This window comes from Pseudofrankia inefficax (assembly GCF_000166135.1).
GTDB lineage: Bacteria > Actinomycetota > Actinomycetes > Frankiales > Frankiaceae > Pseudofrankia > Pseudofrankia inefficax.
In genome coordinates this window covers 4,126,849-4,146,027 of sequence record NC_014666.1, presented here as the reverse complement: position 1 = coordinate 4,146,027, position 19,179 = coordinate 4,126,849, and the positions used below count along the sequence as shown (strand labels likewise).

The window sequence follows — 19,179 nt, the reverse complement described above, 5'->3', positions numbered from 1 at the left end:
TTTGTGGCTAGCACGGAGGGTCACGCCCGCCCTAGGTTGCGGAACATGGCTCCGATTACCGGTCGACGCCTTTTTCGGCGCGACGCTCATCGGGCTGAGCGTCCGTCTGTGCAGGACGCCACGGCCGCGGTGAACGCGCCATCGTCCGTAGCGGAACGGGGGGCCGCTGTCGTTTCTTCTCCTAGGAGAGCCGGATGCACGTTTCTCCCACCTCCGGGGCCCCTTCCGCCGGGGATTCCGACGGCTCGGCGAACAGACTCCGTGCACGCCTGACCGATCTCCCGGAATCCGGTCAGATCCGAGTCGTCCTCCAGCTGATAACCGAGCTTGTCGGTGTTCTGACTGACCGCGATTCCTCACGAATCCCGGTCGATCCCCTCGTTTCGTGGCGGCGCCTTGGAATCTATCGCGACGTCGCCGGTCGGCTGCGGTCGCGGCTGGAGTCTGAGACCGGCCTGGCGCTCCCCGCCACCCTCCTGTTCGACCGGCCGTCGCCGCATGCCCTGGCGGCGTACCTGTGCGCCCGCGTCCTGGGGAGCGACGACGAGGCGGACGTGGCCCTCGGCGGTCCCATGGGCGGGGCCGTCGCCGGGGACCCCGTGGCTATCGTCGGCATGGCCTGCCGGCTGCCCGGTGGCGCCGACTCGCCGGCCGCGCTGTGGGAGCTGGTGCGGGACGGCCGCGAGGGCATCGTCGGGCTGCCGACGAACCGCGGCTGGGACCTGGACGCGCTCTACGCCCCGGACCGCGAGCAGCCGGGAACGATCTACACGCGGCACGGCGGGTTCCTGCCGGACATCAGCCTGTTCGATCCCGGCTTCTTCGGCATCGGCCCCCGTGAGGCCGCGGCGATGGACCCCCAACAGCGGCTGATGCTGGAGATCAGCTGGGAGGCGTTCGAACGCGCGGGCGTCGACCCCGGCTCCCTGCGCGGCAGCAGGACCGGCGTCTTCACCGGCGTGTCCCTCCAGGACTACGGGCCGCCCTGGCACCGAGCCCCGGCCGAGGCCCAGGGCCAGCTGCTCACCGGGAACGCGCTCGGCGTCGTCGCCGGCCGGGTGTCCTACACGTTCGGGTTCGAGGGCCCGGCGCTGAGCGTGGACACGCAGTGCTCCAGCTCGCTGGTGGCCATCCATCTGGCCGTGCGGTCGCTGCTGTCGGGTGAGTGCGGGTTGGCGCTGGCCGGCGGCGTGACGGTGATGACGACACCGGGCATGCTGCTGGAGTTCAGCCGCAAGCAGGGCCTGGCGCCCGACGGCCGGTGCAAGCCGTTCTCCGCGGACGCCGACGGGACCGGCTGGGCGGACGGCGCCGGCGTGCTCCTGCTGGAACGGCTGTCCGACGCGCGCCGGCACGGCCACGAGGTACTCGCGCTGGTCCGCGGCACGGCGATCAACCAGGACGGCGCCAGCAACGGACTGGCGGCGCCCAGCGGCAGCGCCCAGCGACGCCTCATCCTGGCGGCGCTGGCCAGCGCGGGACTCGACCCGGGTGACGTGGACGTCCTGGAGGCGCACGGCACGGGCACCGCGCTCGGCGACCCGATCGAGGCCGAGGCCGCCGTCGCCACCTATGGTCGTGGCCGCCCGCCCGGCCGGCCGCTGCACCTCGGGTCGCTGAAGTCGAACATCGGTCACACGCAGGCGGCGAGCGGCGTCGCCGGCGTGATCAAGATGGTGCAGGCCATGCGGCATGGCCTGCTGCCGCGGACCCTCCACGTGCGGGAGCCGTCCCCGCACGTCGACTGGTCCGCCGGCGGCGTCTCCCTGCTCACCGAGCAGCGCCCGTGGGAAGCCCCGGAAGGCGCGCCAAGGCGGGCGGCGGTCTCCTCCTTCGGCGTGAGTGGCACCAACGCCCACCTGATCCTCGAGGAAGCCGTGGCGCCGCCCGAGACGAGCGAGCCGCCGGGCGCCGACCGGCCCGCTGCCACGACATCCCGGCCGCGCGCGGCGCACGCGCCGGCCCCGGTGCCGATCGTCCTGTCCGGCCGGACAGCCGAGGCCGTGGGCGCCAACGCCGCGCGGCTGGCCGGTCATCTGGACCGCCACCTCGAGATCACCCCGCTCGACGTCGGACTCACGCTGAGCGGCAGGGTCCGCTTCGAGTCCCGGGCCGTCGTCATCGTCTCCGACGAGCGCGGAGGTCACGCGCATCTGGTCAACACCCTGACGAGGCTCGCCGAGAACCGCTCCACGGCCGGCCTGATCTCGGGGGTGGCGCGCCCGGCGGTCTCGGGCGGGCGGACGGCGTTCCTGTTCACCGGGCAGGGCAGTCAACGCCCGGGAATGGGCCGGCTCCTGTACCGGGCCTACCCGGAGTTCGCGCGGGCGCTGGACGAGATCTGCGACCGGTTCGCCCCGCTGCTGCGCCGTCCGCTGCGGAAGGTCATGTTCGCGCCGGCCGGCTCGGCCGACGCCGCTCTGCTCGACCAGACCGCGTACACGCAGGCCGCGCTCTTCACCTTCCAGACGGCGCTGTTCCGGCTCCTCCAGTCCTGGGGCCTGCGGCCCGACACCCTCGTCGGGCACTCCATCGGCGAGCTGACCGCGGCCCACGCCGCCGGGGTCTGGACCCTCGACGACGCCTGCGCGCTGGTCGCGGCCCGAGGCCGGCTGATGCAGGAATGCCGGCCCGGGGGCGCCATGACCGCGATCCGAGCCGGCGAGGCGGACGTCCGCTCCTCGATCGCCGGGCTGGCCGGACAGGTCGAGATCGCCGCCGTGAACGGCGCCCGGTCCACCGTGATCGCGGGCGACGCGGACGCGGTCGCCCGGGTGGCCGCCGACTGGACGCGGCGCGGCGCGCGCACGAAGAGGCTGACCGTCAGCCACGCGTTCCACTCACCACACATGGACGGCATGCTCGCGGCCTTCCGGACGGCGGCGCGGGCGGTCACCTACCACCCGCCGTCCCTGCCCGTCATGTCCAACCTGACCGGTGGGGCCGCCACCGAGGCTGACCTGATGTCGCCCGAGTACTGGGTTCGCCACGTGCGTGAGCCGGTCCGGTTCCTCGACGGGGTTCGCGCGCTGCACCGGGACGGCGTGCGGGCGTTCGTCGAGATCGGGCCCGACGCCGTCCTGACCGCGCTCGTGCCGGGCTGCCTGCCCGAGGGCGCCGCCGCCGAGGACCTGGCCGCGGTCGCGACCAGCCGGGCCGGCCGCTCCGAACCCGAGACGCTGCTCGTCGCCCTCGCCGAGCTGGACGTCGCGGGCGTCGCGGTCGACTGGGCGAGGCTGTGCGCCGGCCGCGGCGGCCGCCCGGTCGACCTGCCGACCTACGCCTTCCAGCGCAGGCGCTACTGGGTCGACGGCGCGGCCGTCGCGCCGGCGCCCGTCGCGGCGGCGTCGACAGGCGCCCGGGCGACGGGACCGGACAGCTGGCGCTACCAGGTCCGGTGGGAGCCGCTGTCCGGCGAGCGGGCCGCGGCGGCGGCCGCCGGTCACCTCGCCACGGGCGCATCGATCAGGGGCACCTGGCTGGTGGTGACAGGGCCGGCGGGGATCGACGGCCAGACGCTCTCCCGGCTGTCCTGGCTCCTCGAACGCCTCGGCGGCCGGCCGGTCCACATCCCCCTCGCCGTGGCCGACGCGGAGCGCGGCCGGCTCGCGGCGGTGCTGTCGAAGCACAGCTCCAGCCGGGACGACCAGATCGGTGGCATCGTCTCGCTGCTCCCGTTCGAGGAGCAGCCCAACACCCTGCACCCGGGGCTGACCGACGGGCTCGCCTTCACCTGCCTGGTCGCGCAGGCGCTCGACGACCTCGGCCAGAACGCGCCGCTGTGGTGCGTCACCCGTGGCGCGGTCAGCACCGGAGCGCTCGATCCGGTCACCGCGCCGACCCAGGCGATGGTGTGGGGGCTGGGCCGCGCGCTGGCGCTGGAACGCCCCGACGCCTGGGGCGGCCTCCTCGACCTCCCGGCCACCCTCGACGACGAGGCGCTGGCCCTGGCCGGCGTCGCGCTCACCGCGCCTGGCGGCGAGGACCAGCTGGCGGTGCGCGGCGGCGCGCTGCTCGTCCCACGTCTCGTCCCGGCCGAGCCGGCCGACGCCACGGCGGCGTCCTGGCGACCGAGCGGAACCGTTCTGATCACCGGTGGGACCGGCGCGCTCGGCGCCCACGCCGCCCGCCGGTTCGCCCGGGACGGCGCCGCGCGCCTCGTCCTGGTCAGCCGGCGCGGGCCGGCCGCCCCCGGGGTCGGGGAGCTGGTCGCGGACCTCGAGGCGCTGGGTTCCACGGTGACCGTCGAGGCATGCGACCTCGCCGACCGCGACCAGGTCACGGCGCTGCTCGACCGGGCGACGGGCTTCGACGAGCCGCTGACAGCCGTCGTGCACGCGGCCGGCGTCCTCGGCCCTGTCGCGCCGCTACGCGAGCTCGGCCTCGGCGAGCTCGAACAGGTGGTGACCGGCAAGGCCGGCGGAGCGGCGCTGCTGGACGAGCTGACCAGCCCGGCCAACGGCGACGGCGTCCCGCTGGAGGCCTTCGTGCTGGTCTCCTCCATCTCGGCGACCTGGGGCAGCGGCGGCCAGAGCGGGTACTGCGCGGGCAACGCCTACCTGGACGCCCTGGCCTCGCACCGGCACGGCCGCGGGCTGCCGGCCACCTCCGTCGCCTTCGGTCCCTGGGCCGAGGCGGGCCTCGGTGCCGAGCCGACGTTGCGCGACTACCTGGCGCGGCGCGGCGTCGCTCCCCTGCCGGCCGAGCCCGCCGTCACCGCCCTGGCGGAGGCGGTCGCCGCCGGCACGGCGGCGACGACGGTGGCCGACGTCGACTGGGGACGTTTTCTGCCGCCGTTCACCGCGCCGCGCCCCACCCGATTCTTCGACGAGCTCAGCGAGCGCCCGGTCCGAGCCGCCACGCCGCCGGCGGCGGCCGGCCTCCCGGTCGACCCCGCGGCGGGCGACCAGCGGGCCGGCCTCGCCCGTCTCACCGGATCCGAACGCGACCGGGCGCTGACCAGCCTGGTCCGCGACGAGGCCGCGGCGATCCTCGGCCACGCGTCGCCGGACGAGGTAGCGCTCGACCGCCGGTTCCTGGACCTCGGGTTCGACTCGCTGGCCTCGGTCCAGCTCAGCCGCCGCCTGTCGACCGTGATCGGCCAGCAGCTCGCCCCACCCGTCGTCTTCGAGCACCCGACCGTGACGGAGCTGGCCGCGTACCTCGGCTCGCTGGTCGCCAGGCAGGACCGGGCGGCGCCGAGCGGCCAGCTCACGCCGGCCGGGGTGCGCGACCTCTACCGGCAGGCCTGCTCGATCGGGCGGTTCGTCGAGGGCGTCGAGGTGCTCCAGGCCGTCGCCAAGCTCAGGCCGGTCTTCCACGAGCTGGCCGAGTTCGGGGCGGCGCGGCCACCCGTCAGGCTCGCGTCCGGTCCGGCGTCGTGCGCCCTCGTCTGCGTCCCGTCCATGGTCGCGCCCTCCGGGCCGCACAGTTTCGCCCGGCTGGCGCTGCACCTGCACGGCCAGCGAAACGTCTACGGACTTTCGCTGCCGGGCTTCGACGAGGGCGAGCACCTGCCCGCGACGTCGGAACTCGTCGTCGACCTGCTGGTCGACCTGATCGCCGGGGAGTTCGCCGACGCGCCGGTGGCGCTGGCCGGCTACTCCTCCGGCGGCTGGCTGGCGCACGCGGTCGCCGCCGGGCTGGAAGCGCGCGGGCAGCGGCCGGGCGCGGTCGTCCTGCTCGACACCTGGCTGCCCGGCGACCGCATCCCGACCGAGGACATCCAGGAGGAGCTGCGCGGCATCGCCGTGAACGACCAGGCGTTCGCGCTCATGACCGAGGCGCAGGTCACGGCCCAGGGCGCCTATCTGACCCTGTTCGAGAAATGGAAGCCGAGCCCCGTCGAGGCGCCGGTCCTGCTCGTCCGCGCCGAGGAGCGGATGCCCCAGCTGTCCCCGGACGACCAGGCGACGATCGCCGAACACGGCTGGACGACCGACTGGGAGATCGAGCACCTCACGCTGGAGGTCGCCGGCAATCACCAGACGATGATGAACGAGCACGCGGCGTCGACCGCGCAGGATCTCCATCGCTGGCTGACCAGTCTCGACCAGACCCCATGACGCGTCCGGGTCCCGCGGGTGGTTCCGCCGTGGCGCGGCTGGCCGGGCCCGGAACGTCACACAGAATGTGGAGGCAACCAGCCATGGTCCCGTCCGATTCGATGGCCGCGCGGAGGGCGGGCGGCGCCTTCGTCGTCGGCACCGGCCGCTGCGGCTCGACGCTCCTGTCGAAGGCACTCGCCCTTCATCCCGAGGTCCTGTCCCTTTCGGAGTTCTTCGCGAGTCTCGCGCCCGAGCCGTTCCCCGCCGGGCCTGTGTCGGGCGAGGAGCTCTGGAACCGGCTGACCGACCGGGACTCGCCGATGAGACCGCTGATCGCGCAGGGTATGGAACCGGCGGAATTCCTCTATCCGGTCGACAGCGGGCTCCGGTTCGACCGGTCGACCGGGGTGCCGCGCATCTCGGCGACCACGCTGCCCTTCCTGTCCAGCGAGCCGGATCGTCTCCTCGACCGCCTCGCCGAGGCCGTCCCCGACTTTCCCACCCAGCCGGCCGACCAGCACTACCGCCGGTTGTTCTCGGTGCTCGGGGGCTGGCTGGGCCGGCCGTTGTGGGTCGAGCGGTCGGGTGCCTCGGGGTTCTTCACCGACCAGCTGGTGAAGAACTTCCCGACGGCCCGGTTCCTCCACCTCACCCGCGACCCGGAGGACACGGCTCGGTCCATGAGCCGCCACACGGTGTTCCGGCTGCTGCTCCTGCGCGGAGAGTTCGTCAGCCGGTGCGGCGCCGACGTCCTGAACGGCGCGCCACCAGCCGGCGCGGTCCCGCCGGATCTCGTCGACCTGATGCCGGGACGGTTCTCGAAGAAGTCGTTCGACGCCTGGACGCGTGAGGCCGAGAGCTTCCGGTTGATGGTCTCCTTCCAGACGGCCGCCATCGAAGCCGCCCTGGCCCGCCTGCCAGCCGCACAGGTTCTGACCGTCCGTTACGAGGACATTCTGGAGCGGCCATGCGAGGAGCTGGCCGGGATCGGCGAGTTCCTCGGCCTTCCCGCGCCGGAGAAATGGGCCCAGGATGCCGCCGGCATCGTCCGGCCGGCTCCGGCTGCCGCGTCCGGACGGTCCGGCCCGAAGATCCCCAGGCGCTGGGACATCGTGTCGAGCGTCGGCATCACAGCGCTGGGAGTCGCGTCCGCGCGCGCGATCGAGACCCACCGCGACGACGCGTTGATCAACGACCCGTTCGCGGCGGCCTTCGTGCGCGCGGCCGCGCTGCCGAATCCGATGCCGACGACCCCCGAGGAGCTCGCCGCGCTCTCCCCGCCGGACAGCTGGATTCCCACCTGGCGGTACATGGGAGTTCGCACCCTGTTCTTCGACCACTTCTTCCAGTGGGCCGGCGCGAACGGGCTGCGCCAGGTCGTCCTGCTCGCCTCCGGGCTGGACGCCCGCCCCTTCCGGCTGCACTGGCCGGCGGGCACCGTCGTGTTCGAGGTCGATCAGCCCGACGTGCTCGGTTTCAAGAAGAGCGTCCTCGACCAGAGCGCGGCGTCGGCGCGCTGCGAGCACCACTTCGTCGGCATCGACCTGCGCGAGGACTGGACGACGGCGCTCTGCGAGGCCGGGTTCGACCGGAAGGCGCGGACCGTCTGGCTCGTCGAGGGCCTGCTGCCCTACCTCCCGCCAGAGGCCGAGCACCACCTGCTCGACGCGATCGACCAGCTGTCCGTGCCCGGCAGCCGGATAGCGATCGAGGACGCGAAGAAGATCGGCCAGACCCTTCCCGACGACAACTACGAGGCGGCCACCCGGCAGTGGGGCGTCGACCTGCGCACGCTGGTGCACGAGGACGACCAGCGGGACGCCGTGGCCACGCTGGAGACGCTCGGCTGGAAGACGGACGCCGAACCGATCGGCCGCGTCGCCGAGCGATACGGCCATCCGCTCAACCCGGCGCTCTCGACGACGATCGAGGCGAGCCGCTTCATCACCGCCGAGCTGTGCCGCTGACGCACGCGCCGTCGTCGGACGACGGCCAACGGCCATGTGGGAGCGCAGCCGCCCCCTCGCGTCGCGGGTGGCCGGCGTCCTTCAGGGCCGGCCGCCGCGCCGCCGCCGAGCGGGGCGCGCGGCGCCGGCCCGCGCCGAGGCCGGTCAGGCCGGGACGTCGGCGTCCTGCGTCGAGTGCGCGAACTCCTCGGGGCCCTGCTGCGCCGCCGCCGGGTCCATCCACATGACCTGCCAGCCGTGGCCGTCCAGGTCGTAGAAGCTGCGCGAACGCATGAAGCCGTAGTCCTCCAGGCCGTCGGCCTCGACGCCGCCCGCGGCCAGCGCGGCGGCGGAGACCGAGTCGACCTCGTCGCGGGTGGCCACGCTGAAGCAGTAGAGCGCCAGCGTGTGTGTGGCGGGATCGGCCATGGGCAGCTTCGCGAACTGGGCGAACTTCTCGTGGGTGAGCAGCATGACGCTGGCCTGCTCGCCGACCAGCATGCACGCGGCGGTCTCGTCGGTGAAGCCCGGGTGGAAGCTGAACCCGAGCGTGGCGAAGAACGCCTTGCTGCGCTGCAGGTCCGCCACGGGAAGGTTCACGAACAGCATGCGGCCGGGGTGCGCGGGGACGGTCACGGCGGGTCTCCAGTTCGGTAGAGCGACGGATACGGCCTGGTAGACCGGACCGGCCCGCGGAACTCATCGGTGGATGTGGCGGCCAGGGTCTGGGCCCATCTCGGCGCCTACCGGTCTCAGGTGAGCTGATCCCAGACGTGGAGGCCTCGTTCGCTGCCGACGACGAGCCGATTCTGGCCAGCGAGCCACGCGCAGGATGTGGGATTCCCGTCGATGCGCAGCGAGTGGGCGGCGCCGGAGGCAAGATCCCAGAGACGCACGGTGCCGTCCTGGCAGGCTGCGGTCAGCAGCGTGCGGTCTGGGCTGACGGTCATGGCGGCGACGGGACCTTCGAAACCACCGAAGGCCCGGAGCCGCTTGCCGCTCCGCGCGTCCCAGAGGGTGATGCTCCCGGGCGCGGAGGTCGCGAACCAGGCACCGTCCGGGGCCGCCAGCAGACCGCCCACGGGGTTCGGAACGTCTTTTGCCCTCGCGCTCACGAGGGACCGCCCGGTATCCCACATGACCAGCTGGGTCCGGCCGGCGATCGCGATCCTTCCCGACTCCGGCGCGAACGCCACCCCGACGATGTCTCGCGGGAAGGAAGCCTTGTGAGCGCGGGCCTTCTTCGAGTGAACGTCCGCGATCGTGATGGAACGGCGAGTGACCACCGCCAGTTTCCTGTTTCCCAGGGCGACCGCGTTCGTCGTCGGCGGGATATCGTCTCGCAGCTCCGTGCCGCGACGTGGCCTGTCCCAGGTCTGCCAGCCGCCTTCGGCGTACCGGAAACCGTCGAACTCGGTGTATCGAATGTGGTCGAGGAGAGCAGCTATCCACGAACCGTCGGGGGCGACGATCGCTCCGTAGAGTCCGCCGTGATGGCCATCGAGGTCTTCGGACTTCCAGCCGGCCCGCTTGCGGGTGAAAACTCGCGGAAAACAGGTTGTGTCCATCGACCCCACCCGCGGCTGATAGCCGGCGACGAGGAAGGAGCTGTCGGGTGACGCCACCAGGATGGGATCTCTCGGATCTTCCCAGGCAAGCGTCTCCTGGCGGGTGACGGCCATGGTCCGGGCGTCCCGGATGAGCATCCTGCACTCGTCGTCCGCGGTCGCCAGCCAGCTTCCGTCTGGGGCCGCGGCCATCGTCGCGACGGGAGCGGTGAGGTCCACCTCTGGGGGCGACGGGAGCGAGCCTCCGCCTGACGCCTCCCGGCGTCGCCCGCGCGGCCGCGTGCGCCGTGGTGACGAATGCCGCTCGTCCAGACGGACGGCCTCGGAGAGATCCTTCGTGTCCCAGATGCGGAGGCCACCGTTGTGGGCGCCCATGGCCAGCCAATCACCGCCCGGCGCGAGGGCGAGCGCGCTCCCGCCGCCAGGAAGGTCGATCGGCTCCCGTTCCGGGCTGTCGAGCGCGTACACACGAACCTTGGGGCCGCGCTTGAGGGCGAGTAGCGAGCCGTCCGCGCTGGCCTTGAGCCGGATTTCCTTCCCGGACGGGAAGCCGATGCCTGGGGTACGCGCGTCGTACCCGAAGTCAGGTCCGGCGGCACCGATTCGCCAGACAGACACCGCTTCTATACCGGAGGCGCAGACCAGGCGCCCATCCGACGTTCCGGTCACGGCGATGCCATCGATAAAGCGGTCCGTGGCGACATGCCAGTCGACGCTGTCATCATGTGGGCTTCGGACGGTCACGCCACCGCGGCACGGCCAGCCGATCTCATACGGATGAAGAGTTGTCGCGAAAGCCACCCAGGATCCGTCAGGCGCGGCGGCCAGGTCGACGCTTAGATGGTCGGTGACCGCTCCGTGAGCCGTGCTTCGCCCGGTGGCAGGATTCCAGATCCGGTTTGTCCTGCCGGTTGACGCGACCCAGTCACCGTCAGGTCCGACCAGGAAGTCGTCTATGCGACCTCCGTCTCCCGGCAGGCTCATGACCTTCCCCGTCAGGGGTTCCAGCGCGACGAGCCCGGAGTTCTCGGAGGCCTGGGCCACCAGGAGGGAGCCATGGGCGGCTATCTTGAGCGGCCCGGTGAGGCCCTCTCGGCGCAGCAGCTCGTCGCCGCTCGTAAGGCTCGTCAGCGTGAGGGTGCCCGTCGCGTCGAGTGCGGCGAACCAGGAGGCGTCTGGCGCCACCGCCAGGTACTTCGCGGCGGGCCGAAGTGTGATCGGCTCCCGCACCGGGTCGCCGGTAGCGGTGTCGACGAGCACGACCTCGATCCAACGGTCCTCGTACGGAGGTTTGTCCTTGGGCTGGACGGCAGCCACGAGCCGCGAGCCGTCCGCGGCGAATCGCAGGAAGCTGGCCCGGCCCTCGCCGACGGTCCGCTCGGCCGGTTCCGGTCCCCCGCGAGGGTTCCAGATGCCCACCGCGGCCTGGCCGGACGCCGCCGAGCCGACGGATCCCAGCCACGATCCGTCCGCGGCGGCGGCCAAGGCCGCCAGTCCGCCGCGGTGCGCCGCGACCGTCCGGTTGATCCGGGCCGACGGGTGATCCGGCAACCGTGCGAACGCGGGTACCAGGATTCCAGGAGGACGGGGGCGCTGGTTGGGACTGTCGGGAGCCCGCAGGTCCGGCTCACCGACCAGGTACCCGAACAGGGTCGCGGCGATCATGTCGACGGGATCGTCAGGATTGAGCAGGTGGCCGATGCGCCGGACAAGCCGCGCCAGACCGGTCGCGTAGGAACCGGGTATGTGGGCCAGGTCGGATTCCAGCCGTACCGGACCAACGGCGGCGACCTTCCCGGCCAGCCAGCGCGACTCCTGGATGAGCAGGGTCGCCTCGTCAGCCAGGTCCGCCTCGACGAGGTGGTACTCAAGCGTGTTCCAGAGGTAGTGGCCGCGGTCCAGACTCCACCACTGAGAAAGCCCACCGCCTGGAGGCACCTGCGCGCGGTATGCGTCGACCAGCGCCCGGCTCCGTCGCGCGAAGTCGGTGCGCGCGCTGTCGCGCAGGTACGCGAAAATGACCTCGTGCAGGCGAACGACCGCCCCGCCGGCCAGGCGGCTGGCCAAGGCGAGATCACCCAGGCGATCAACAAACTGCCCGGTCCGCCAGGCGGTCCAGCCCGCCGTGCGCGCCCAGAGGATCTCAAGGACGCTGACCGGGATGGCCCCACCCAGCGGAAAGAGCGCCAGGTCCCGGAATCGGTCAGCAAGGTCTTCCGACGGTTCTTCGGCCGCGAGAAGCCGCAGGCTCCTCGACAGCGTACGCTCGACACCGAGCGGACTCGGCCCGTACGGATCGAAGGCCGTGACGCCCTCTTCGGCCAGCCCGTCCCAGGTTTCCGCGACGGCCGCTGACACCGGTACTCCCACGCGAATTCTGGCGCGCAGAAAGCCTGCGACAAGCCGGAGGAGAATCGGCCAGTTCCGGCACTGACTGGCGACGCGCCGAGCGTGCTCGACCGCCAGGCCGTCGATGATATCCAGCAGGAGGCGCTCCGACTCGGCCGCGCGCATGCCTTCCACATCGACGACCACGCAGTCCAGCGGAAGCAGACGCCGGTCCCGGGTGGTCACAAGAACGCCGCAGCCGGGTCCAAGTCCCCGAAAAACGGCCACCTGTTCGTCGGAGTCGACGTCGTCCAGCACGAACAGCACACGCCTGGCCGCGGTCAGTTCGGCGAGCCGCATTCCCATCCCCGCCGCGTCGGGTAACGCGGGCAGCCCGTCCCCAAGCCGGCTGGTGAATCCGTACAGTACTGACGCGAGACCTGTGTCGCGGACGCCCGGCCCGAAACGAGCCGAGAGAATCCCGTCCGGAAATCTCTGCTGCACGTCGGCGCGCCGTTGGACGACTCCCGCGAGCGTGGTCTTACCGAACCCACCCGGACCGTGTACTCCGACGATCAGCCGGCGCCCCGCCGGGCGAGCAGCCAGGAGGCACGTCGCGAGCGAGTTCTCGAGATCCGGGCGGGCGACGACGTGATCCTCGATGTCGAGCAGCCACCGAGGCGTCTGGTTGCCGGCTTGATCGACCGAGGCATTCTTCAGGCGGTCCCCGCCGCGTTCCGCCGCCTTCTCGGCCCTCTCGACCTGCCGTGCCGCCGCCAGAATCCGCGCGGGGCCGTCGGCGATGACACCCGCCGCGATCAGTTCGTTGACCGAACGCCAGAACTCCAGAGCGGTCCGGCTTTGCCACAGCGGCAGCACCCGAGGGGCGAGCCCGGCGGTCTCGCACACCACCAGTGCCAGGTCAGGCCGCGGGTATCGATCAGCCAGTCGCGTGACCTCGGCGTCGGTCAACCGGTCCGGCATGCTCACCCCCCAACCGGATCATGCCACCCGGCACGGGCACCGTCTCGGACTCACGTCGCGCCGGCCGGAGCGCGGAGCCCTGTTCACCCGACGTCCCAGACAGGTCGCGCGAGACCGGGTCGGCCGCGCCAGCCGGCCGGCAGTTCTATCCCGACGGTGTTCGCCGCCCACCAAAGTCTTCGCGCGGGCCCGATTCCCTGAACGCGACACACCGCCGGCCGCTACCCTGTGAGCGGGTGTGGACGAGCAGGTCTGACTCGACTCCACGTACTGCCCTGTCGGCAATGCGTGCCACCAGAAGAAAATGCGTTCCGCCAGAACATGAAGGGCTGGTCGCCATGAGGTGGCAAGCACTCCGGACGATACTTGTCGGTATAGCCGCGCTTGTTGTTGCCACCTCCTGCGACGCGCCAGTCGCGACGGACACCTCGCCGAACGCGCTTGACGTCAAGCTGATCGAACCTCGACAGTTTCCGTCACCTATCCGCCCGGTGGTGGCGCAGCGGTGGTTGTCGGCACCCGCACCGCCACCGGCGGCTACACGGAACATGGTGAGCAGCAGGACAACGGTGCCTACAGCAATGTGGATATGAGCGCGGAACCAGCACCGTGGCCGGGCAGCTGACCGGCGAGAGGCCCGGCAGCGCGTCGGTCACCGTCACGTTGGTCAGCGCGACATTGCCCGTGTTGTTGAGGACGTAGCTGAAACGCAGCGGGGTGCCGGCGGAGTAGGAGGTCGGGGTGACGGACTTCGTGAGGCTGAGCCAGGGCTGCGGGGTGCGCATCGTCCACGGCGCCGGGTTCGAGGTGACCGCCGGTCCGCTCGGCGGGGTGCCCGACGCGGTGGCGGTGTTGTTGATCTCACCAGCGGCGAGGTCCGCGGTGGTCACCCGGTAGACGGCGAAACAGGCCGTGGCGGCGCCGGGCGCGAGCGTCGTCTCCTGGCAGTGAATCGGCGAGAGGCCCGGGTGCGGCTCCTGCACTGAGATGCCGGTCAGTGGGGCATTGCCGGTGTTGTCGACCCGGTACGCATAGGGGATGTCCTCGCCGACGGCGCTGAAGGTCTGCATGAGGAAGGCTCTCTTGGCCGGCGCCAGAGCCGGCGCGGCGAGGGCCGGGATGGTCACCGACGACGGGGACGACGTCACCGCGGCGCCGGTCGGAGGCAGCCCGGTCGCGGTGGCCGTGGTCGTGACCCCGCCACGTGCCACGTCGGCCGCCGTCGTGAAGTAGCGCGCCAGGCACTGGGTCGCCTGGCCGGCGCCGAGCGTGGTCTGGAGGCAGGCGACGTCGACGCCGGCCAGCGTGTTGCGCACGGTGACTCCGGTCAGCGTCTGGCCGCCGGTGTTGGTGACCGGGTACTGGAAGAACAGCTGGGTCCCCGGCGAGGCGAAGGACACCGCCAGGGGACTGACGGCCAGCGAGACCGCCGGTCCCGGCGCCACGGGAGCAGCCGTCGCGGCCGGCGCCCCGAGGCCCACTGCGGCGCAGGACACCGCCGCCACCAGGACGCCGGCCCTCGCTCGCGCCGCGAGGCGTGCACGGCGCACGAGTGCATATAGGCTGCAATATATTGAATGCAATTATGCGTCACGGCCGTGCCGGCAGAGGAGGGCGGAGTGGAACCAGGGCCTGGACCCGAGCAGAGATCGGCTGCGCGGTCACGGGTAGTGCTGGTCCACGGCCTGCGGGACGAAGGAGCCAGCTTCGACCCGGTGGCGCGTCTGCTTCCGGACCTCGAGGTCCTGCGCTACGACCGGCGCGGCTGGGGCGCGTGCCCGGACTGGGACGGCGTGGCGGCGGACCTCGACGGACACGTCGACGACCTGCTGAGAGTGCTGGCCGGCCGGCCGGCGGCCGTCGTCGGGCACAGCTGGGGCGGCAACGTGGCACTGGCCGCGGCGATCCGCCGCCCGGACCTGGTCGAGGCCGTCGGCATCTGGGAGACGGCGATGCCGTGGGCCGAGTGGTGGCCCCGCGAGCATCGCGCCGTCATCCAGGAGACCATCGACCGCGCCGCCGTGACGCGCCCCGGCAGCCCTCGCCAGATCCGGGAACGAGCCCTGGCCGCGGCCGAGATGACGCTGACGCTGCACCCGCCGTTCGACCCGGGCGAGCTGACGGTGCCGCGCGTCGTGGGATACGGCACGGCGTCCTTTCCGCACTTCGCGGACGGCCTGCGGGCCTTCGCCGCGCAGGCCGGTGCCGACACGGTCAGGTTCGCCGGCGCCTCGCACATGGTGCACCGCGAGGACCCCGCCGGATTCGCCTCCTTCGTTCGGCGGGTCGCCGACCTAAGGCCAACGACGACGCTGGTCGCAGAACGCGTCGAGTGACCACGCAGTGGGCCCGGCCTGGCCAGGGCCGGCGCCAGGGAGAACTCCGCCCGCCATGCGAATCCGTTACCGCGCCCACCGGAGCCGTCGTCTCAGTGCTTGATATCCAGCAGCGATCTGAAGGTCGCGGAGGCCGTGACCTTCTCCAGACCGTACCGGCTCCACAACCGGCTGGATTCCTCCGACGACATGCTGCGATCAACGTCGCCCCTGCGCGCGATGGTCGACTCCAGACCCACCGTTCCCAACGTGGGGCCAAAATTCCACCAGAGTGTCAGGTAGCGAGGGTCTCGGGTGTGCCGAGCGACCGAGTTGCTCTCCGCTACGCGCCCGCGATACCTGACGCAGTCACCGGGCCCACTGCCACATCTCTGGTTCCTGAAATCCTGCCACGAGTACTGCGCGCTGCTTCCGAACGCCGGCTCCAGTCTGACGCGGTCCCGTCGCACGCTGACAAATTCGGCCCGGACTCCCAGCTGGTCATAGGGGGTGTCGACGGGCAACTGGACAAGCCTCGTCGTCGACCTTGGAACTCCCGGGTCCTCCCACGACCCGAAAAGGTCCCAGCGTCCGATCTCTATTGGCTCGGTGCGCATCTCTGTCCATCGGGAGAGTTCGGCCTGACCGTCTGTGGAGTCATGTCTCCAGTCGGGCGCCGAGTGGCCGGAGGACCTCGTCGTGACGCGTCGGCCGTAGACCACGAACTGGTCTCCGACCAGATACACCCCGACGTTGCCACGGACCTCAACACTGAGCGTTATCGGCACCGAGAACGTTTTGCGGTCCGCGCTCAGGGTCGGGGATCCGAACTTGGCGTCGAGAATCGGTCTGGGTTCCTCGTGGTACGGCTGATAAAGCTGGGTGTAGCCGAAGTTCGCCATGGCGATGACCGCTGTGGCGCTCGCGGCGACGGCGACCTTCTTGGGTGACGGTATGACGACCGAGGTGTGGTACACGACATAACACGACCAGCCGGAGGCGACGGCGAGCAGACCCCACGTCACAAAATACGGAACCGATTCTATGCCCTCTCGCACAGTGGCCACCAACAGCATGGCGTTGGCCACCAAGGCCGTGACGGAGCCGAAAAGAGCGAGGAGGCCGGAGATCTCGAAGCGGTGGGAGTACCAGTGGTCCAGAGTGCCGAGGGCACCCAAGATACACACCGTGGCCGTGATGACCATGAGAAGACCGGTGAAGCACCCCAGATAGGCAAGGGAGTCAGTGACGTTCTCCACGCCGAACCAGGCGAGGTAGAAAGATGTCACCAGCAGAACCGGGACGATCAGGAAAGGGGCCACCGGATGCGGTTCGAGGGACCTCGGGGTCCGGGTGGCATGCGCGACACGCGCACGCGACCGGCTCCGCCAGCTGGATCCCGAGGTCCGGCGGATAAGCGGGCCAGACGCTCGCCGCCTGGATCGTCCGTCGACTATCTGGCCTCGTACCGGAGGCACGGCTGCGCGGTCCCGACGACGAGAAGGTGATCTCATGACATCGATCCTTCTGCAACCAGTAATCAGGGCTCCGCGCCGGCTGGTGCCATGACCGCGAAGGTCGGCCCGGCGGAGTGATCGCCGTTTTCGCCCTCAGGTGGTCGTGAACCGGGCCTGGTCGCGACCGTTTCAGGGCCAAAACGGCGATCATGGTCTGGAGGTGGAGCGGGCGGACGTTGTCGGAGGCAGTGCTAGGTCAGTCCCTGCTGTCCGGACGGCCCAGAGGCGAAATAACCACCACCCCAGCCACCAGACCAACCGCACGTTCCTGGAGTGGCGCTCCAGCCGCACGTTTCATGGCAGGAACCGCTGGTCGTACCACAGTTCTGAGGGGCGGTCTGGCCTCCGGGTGAGGCGTTCGCGGCGGCCATCGGCAGGCTGGCAACGAGGGCGAACGCGACTATGGCTACCCACCTCTTGAACATGCACTTCCTCCTCGAATGCCATCGGACGCCCCGAGCTGCCCGCTCCTCACGACAGACACGGCTTTCTCGCGCGGGCGTTCGGCTCGGCCTGCCGGCGATCCGCCTGTCAACGTCCGGCCCTGTCGAGGGCGTGGTCGAGAGTCGCCCAGGTCCTCTGCCCGACGACGCTGTCGGCGGCCAGCGACTCGGCGGTCTGGAAGGCGCGCACCGCGTTCGCCGTCATCCCACCGAAGACGCCGTCCGGGGACAGGGCGCCCGGCTGCGGCGCCTCCTTGTGGTTCACGATGTTCAGAGCGTTCTGCAGCGTTCCGACCGGGTGGGCGATATCCGGGAAGGTCCCGGTCGCGCCGAGGTCGTGGATCCCCTGCTGGACGGTCGGGAAGACCTGGAAACGGTTGTCCGTCGGATGCGGATGGAACGCGAACAGCGGCTGGCAGTTGATCGTCCCGGCGATGTCGTTCTCCCCCGCGACGTAGGAGCGACGGCACACGCTGTCCCCACGGTTACCCTCGATGGTCTGCACCGTGCCGTTGACGTGGCTCTCCACGATGCCGATGTGTGTGTTGCTCCCAGCCGCCTGCCCGGTACCGGTCCAGTCGAATATGATCAGATCGCCCCGCTCGCTCTGCGTCGATGGCCGCCACATTCCGTTCTGGCGCGCCCAGGTCGCCCCGTAGGGGACATAGGCCGTCCTGAACGGAAGCGGCGTGCCGGCCTGAGCGAACACCCACTGACAGAAGATGTAGCACCAGAAGGCGTGGTTCATGCCGTACCAGCGGCCGTACTTGTTGTCGTTGTCGGGTCCCTCGTGGTAACCGATCTCGCCTGCTGCCACCCGAATGACGTCGTCGGCGCTCGCCATGCCTCCCCATCTCACGGCTGACCAGGAACAACCGGCCGGTGAGACCACGAGCACCCACGCGTTACCGGAGTTCGCGGCGACCAGCCGTCCCAGGCCTACCAGTCAGCACAGACCAGGTCTGTGTGGCGGACATTCGTTGTCTTATGAGCTGGCGGGGACGAGCGAGCCGCGCGACACCCGGCCGGCTCCCCGTCCCGCTACGTCCGTTCCCGCCGCACCGGCACCCAACCGGTACGGCACTCCGCGCATCCGTTCAGGGATCCGCGACGGACGCTTAAGTAGCCCAGGTCCGGCAAGGGAGCGGCCATGCGAAACAGCGTGCGATCCATCTGGACCGAGTTCAACGAGCCGATCGAGGCCCGATTGGACTTCATGTATCTCGATATCAAGGGTTTGGTGACGACCGGTCTGGGGAACCTGATCGACGCCACCAGCCTGGCGCATCCGCACACCCCGACGCCCGCGGAACGGACGAAGTCCCACCAGCTGGCCCAGCAGCTCGGCTGGCGCACGAAGGTCGGCGACGCCGCGGCCACCCCCGCTCAGATCGCCGCCGAATGGGACCAGATCAAGGCCCGGCTCGGTCAGGCCAGTCTCGGTGGCGCCAGCTTCCGCGCGTTCGCCACCCTTCGCCTGCCCGACGCGGAGATAGACCGGCTGGCGTTCGAGAAGCTCACCGAGATGGAGGGCGTGCTCAAGCACCGCGCGCCGTTCGGGTCTTTTGACAGCTTCCCGGCCGACGCGCAGCTCGGCCTGCTCAGTATGTCCTGGGGTATGGGCCCCGCCTTCAACTTCCCGAAGTTCCAGGGGTCCGTCGCCGCGGGCGACTGGGCGACGGCGGCGACCCGGTGCCGGTTCCAACCGGACACCGGCGGAGTAAGCCTGCGCAATGACCGCGACCAGCGGCTTTTCAAGAACGCGGCCGCCGTCGTCACGAAGCACCTCAACCCGGACACGCTCATCTGGCCCGCGGTCGCCTGACGCGACCCGCGGGCCAGAGAGGCCTGTTCTCGACGCGCAAGCGTCGCCGCGGCGGCGGCACCGTTCCGTGGGCCTGCCGGCGCCAGGCGCTCGCCGATGTTGACCGATTTTCGCGCCCGCCGCCATCGCCAACGCGGGGAGTCGGTCGGCCCGGTGCCGGGAATGTGTTCAGAGCGTCGGCGCCGCAGTTCCGGCCGTAGAACACG

General features: G+C 71.0%; 9 protein-coding genes. 4 read left to right on the top strand and 5 right to left on the bottom strand.

Translation table 11 applies throughout. The features are described from left to right. The first annotated feature begins 194 nt into the window (after positions 1 to 194). Positions 195 to 6,065, top strand: coding sequence for a type I polyketide synthase (locus FRAEUI1C_RS16745; RefSeq protein WP_013424497.1), 5,871 nt, complete (start codon positions 195 to 197; stop codon positions 6,063 to 6,065). Between the two features lie 101 nt (positions 6,066 to 6,166). Further along, positions 6,167 to 8,014 carry an SAM-dependent methyltransferase gene (locus FRAEUI1C_RS38370; protein ID WP_198318763.1) on the top strand — a complete coding sequence of 616 codons (1,848 nt, stop codon included), beginning with the start codon at positions 6,167 to 6,169 and terminating at the stop codon, positions 8,012 to 8,014. Positions 8,015 to 8,158: 144 nt separating this feature from the next. Here FRAEUI1C_RS38370 and FRAEUI1C_RS16730 read toward each other — a convergent pair whose 3' ends face one another. From FRAEUI1C_RS16730 to FRAEUI1C_RS16720, 3 genes are all read right to left on the bottom strand, one after another. Beyond that, the gene (locus FRAEUI1C_RS16730; RefSeq protein WP_013424495.1) at positions 8,159 to 8,629 is read right to left on the bottom strand and encodes a VOC family protein; all 471 of its coding nucleotides are present in this window, start codon (positions 8,627 to 8,629) and stop codon (positions 8,159 to 8,161) included. 116 nt (positions 8,630 to 8,745) lie between these two features. Further along, a complete protein-coding gene (locus FRAEUI1C_RS16725; RefSeq protein WP_013424494.1) occupies positions 8,746 to 12,873 on the bottom strand; it encodes an NB-ARC domain-containing protein in 4,128 nt (1,375 codons plus the stop codon). Positions 12,874 to 13,349: 476 nt separating this feature from the next. Then, positions 13,350 to 14,318, bottom strand: a complete 969-nt coding sequence (locus FRAEUI1C_RS16720) for a CLIPPER-2 domain-containing protein (protein WP_232425456.1) — start codon at positions 14,316 to 14,318, stop codon at positions 13,350 to 13,352. A gap of 132 nt (positions 14,319 to 14,450) precedes the next feature. Here FRAEUI1C_RS16720 and FRAEUI1C_RS36385 point away from each other — a divergent pair, with 132 nt between their 5' ends. After that, the gene (locus FRAEUI1C_RS36385) at positions 14,451 to 15,209 is read left to right on the top strand and encodes an alpha/beta fold hydrolase (RefSeq protein ID WP_157734964.1); all 759 of its coding nucleotides are present in this window, start codon (positions 14,451 to 14,453) and stop codon (positions 15,207 to 15,209) included. A gap of 92 nt (positions 15,210 to 15,301) precedes the next feature. Here FRAEUI1C_RS36385 and FRAEUI1C_RS16710 read toward each other — a convergent pair whose 3' ends face one another. Next, positions 15,302 to 16,477, bottom strand: coding sequence for a hypothetical protein (locus FRAEUI1C_RS16710; RefSeq protein ID WP_157734963.1), 1,176 nt, complete (start codon positions 16,475 to 16,477; stop codon positions 15,302 to 15,304). Between the two features lie 759 nt (positions 16,478 to 17,236). Further along, entirely contained in the window at positions 17,237 to 17,992 is a 756-nt protein-coding gene (locus FRAEUI1C_RS36380; protein WP_013424490.1) for a peptidoglycan-binding protein, read from the bottom strand. 306 nt (positions 17,993 to 18,298) lie between these two features. On the opposite strand from FRAEUI1C_RS36380, the gene FRAEUI1C_RS16700 reads away from it, so the two are divergent. Continuing rightward, complete coding sequence (locus FRAEUI1C_RS16700) at positions 18,299 to 18,973, top strand: hypothetical protein (RefSeq protein WP_013424489.1); 675 nt, start codon at positions 18,299 to 18,301, stop codon at positions 18,971 to 18,973. The last annotated feature ends 206 nt before the right edge of the window (positions 18,974 to 19,179 follow it).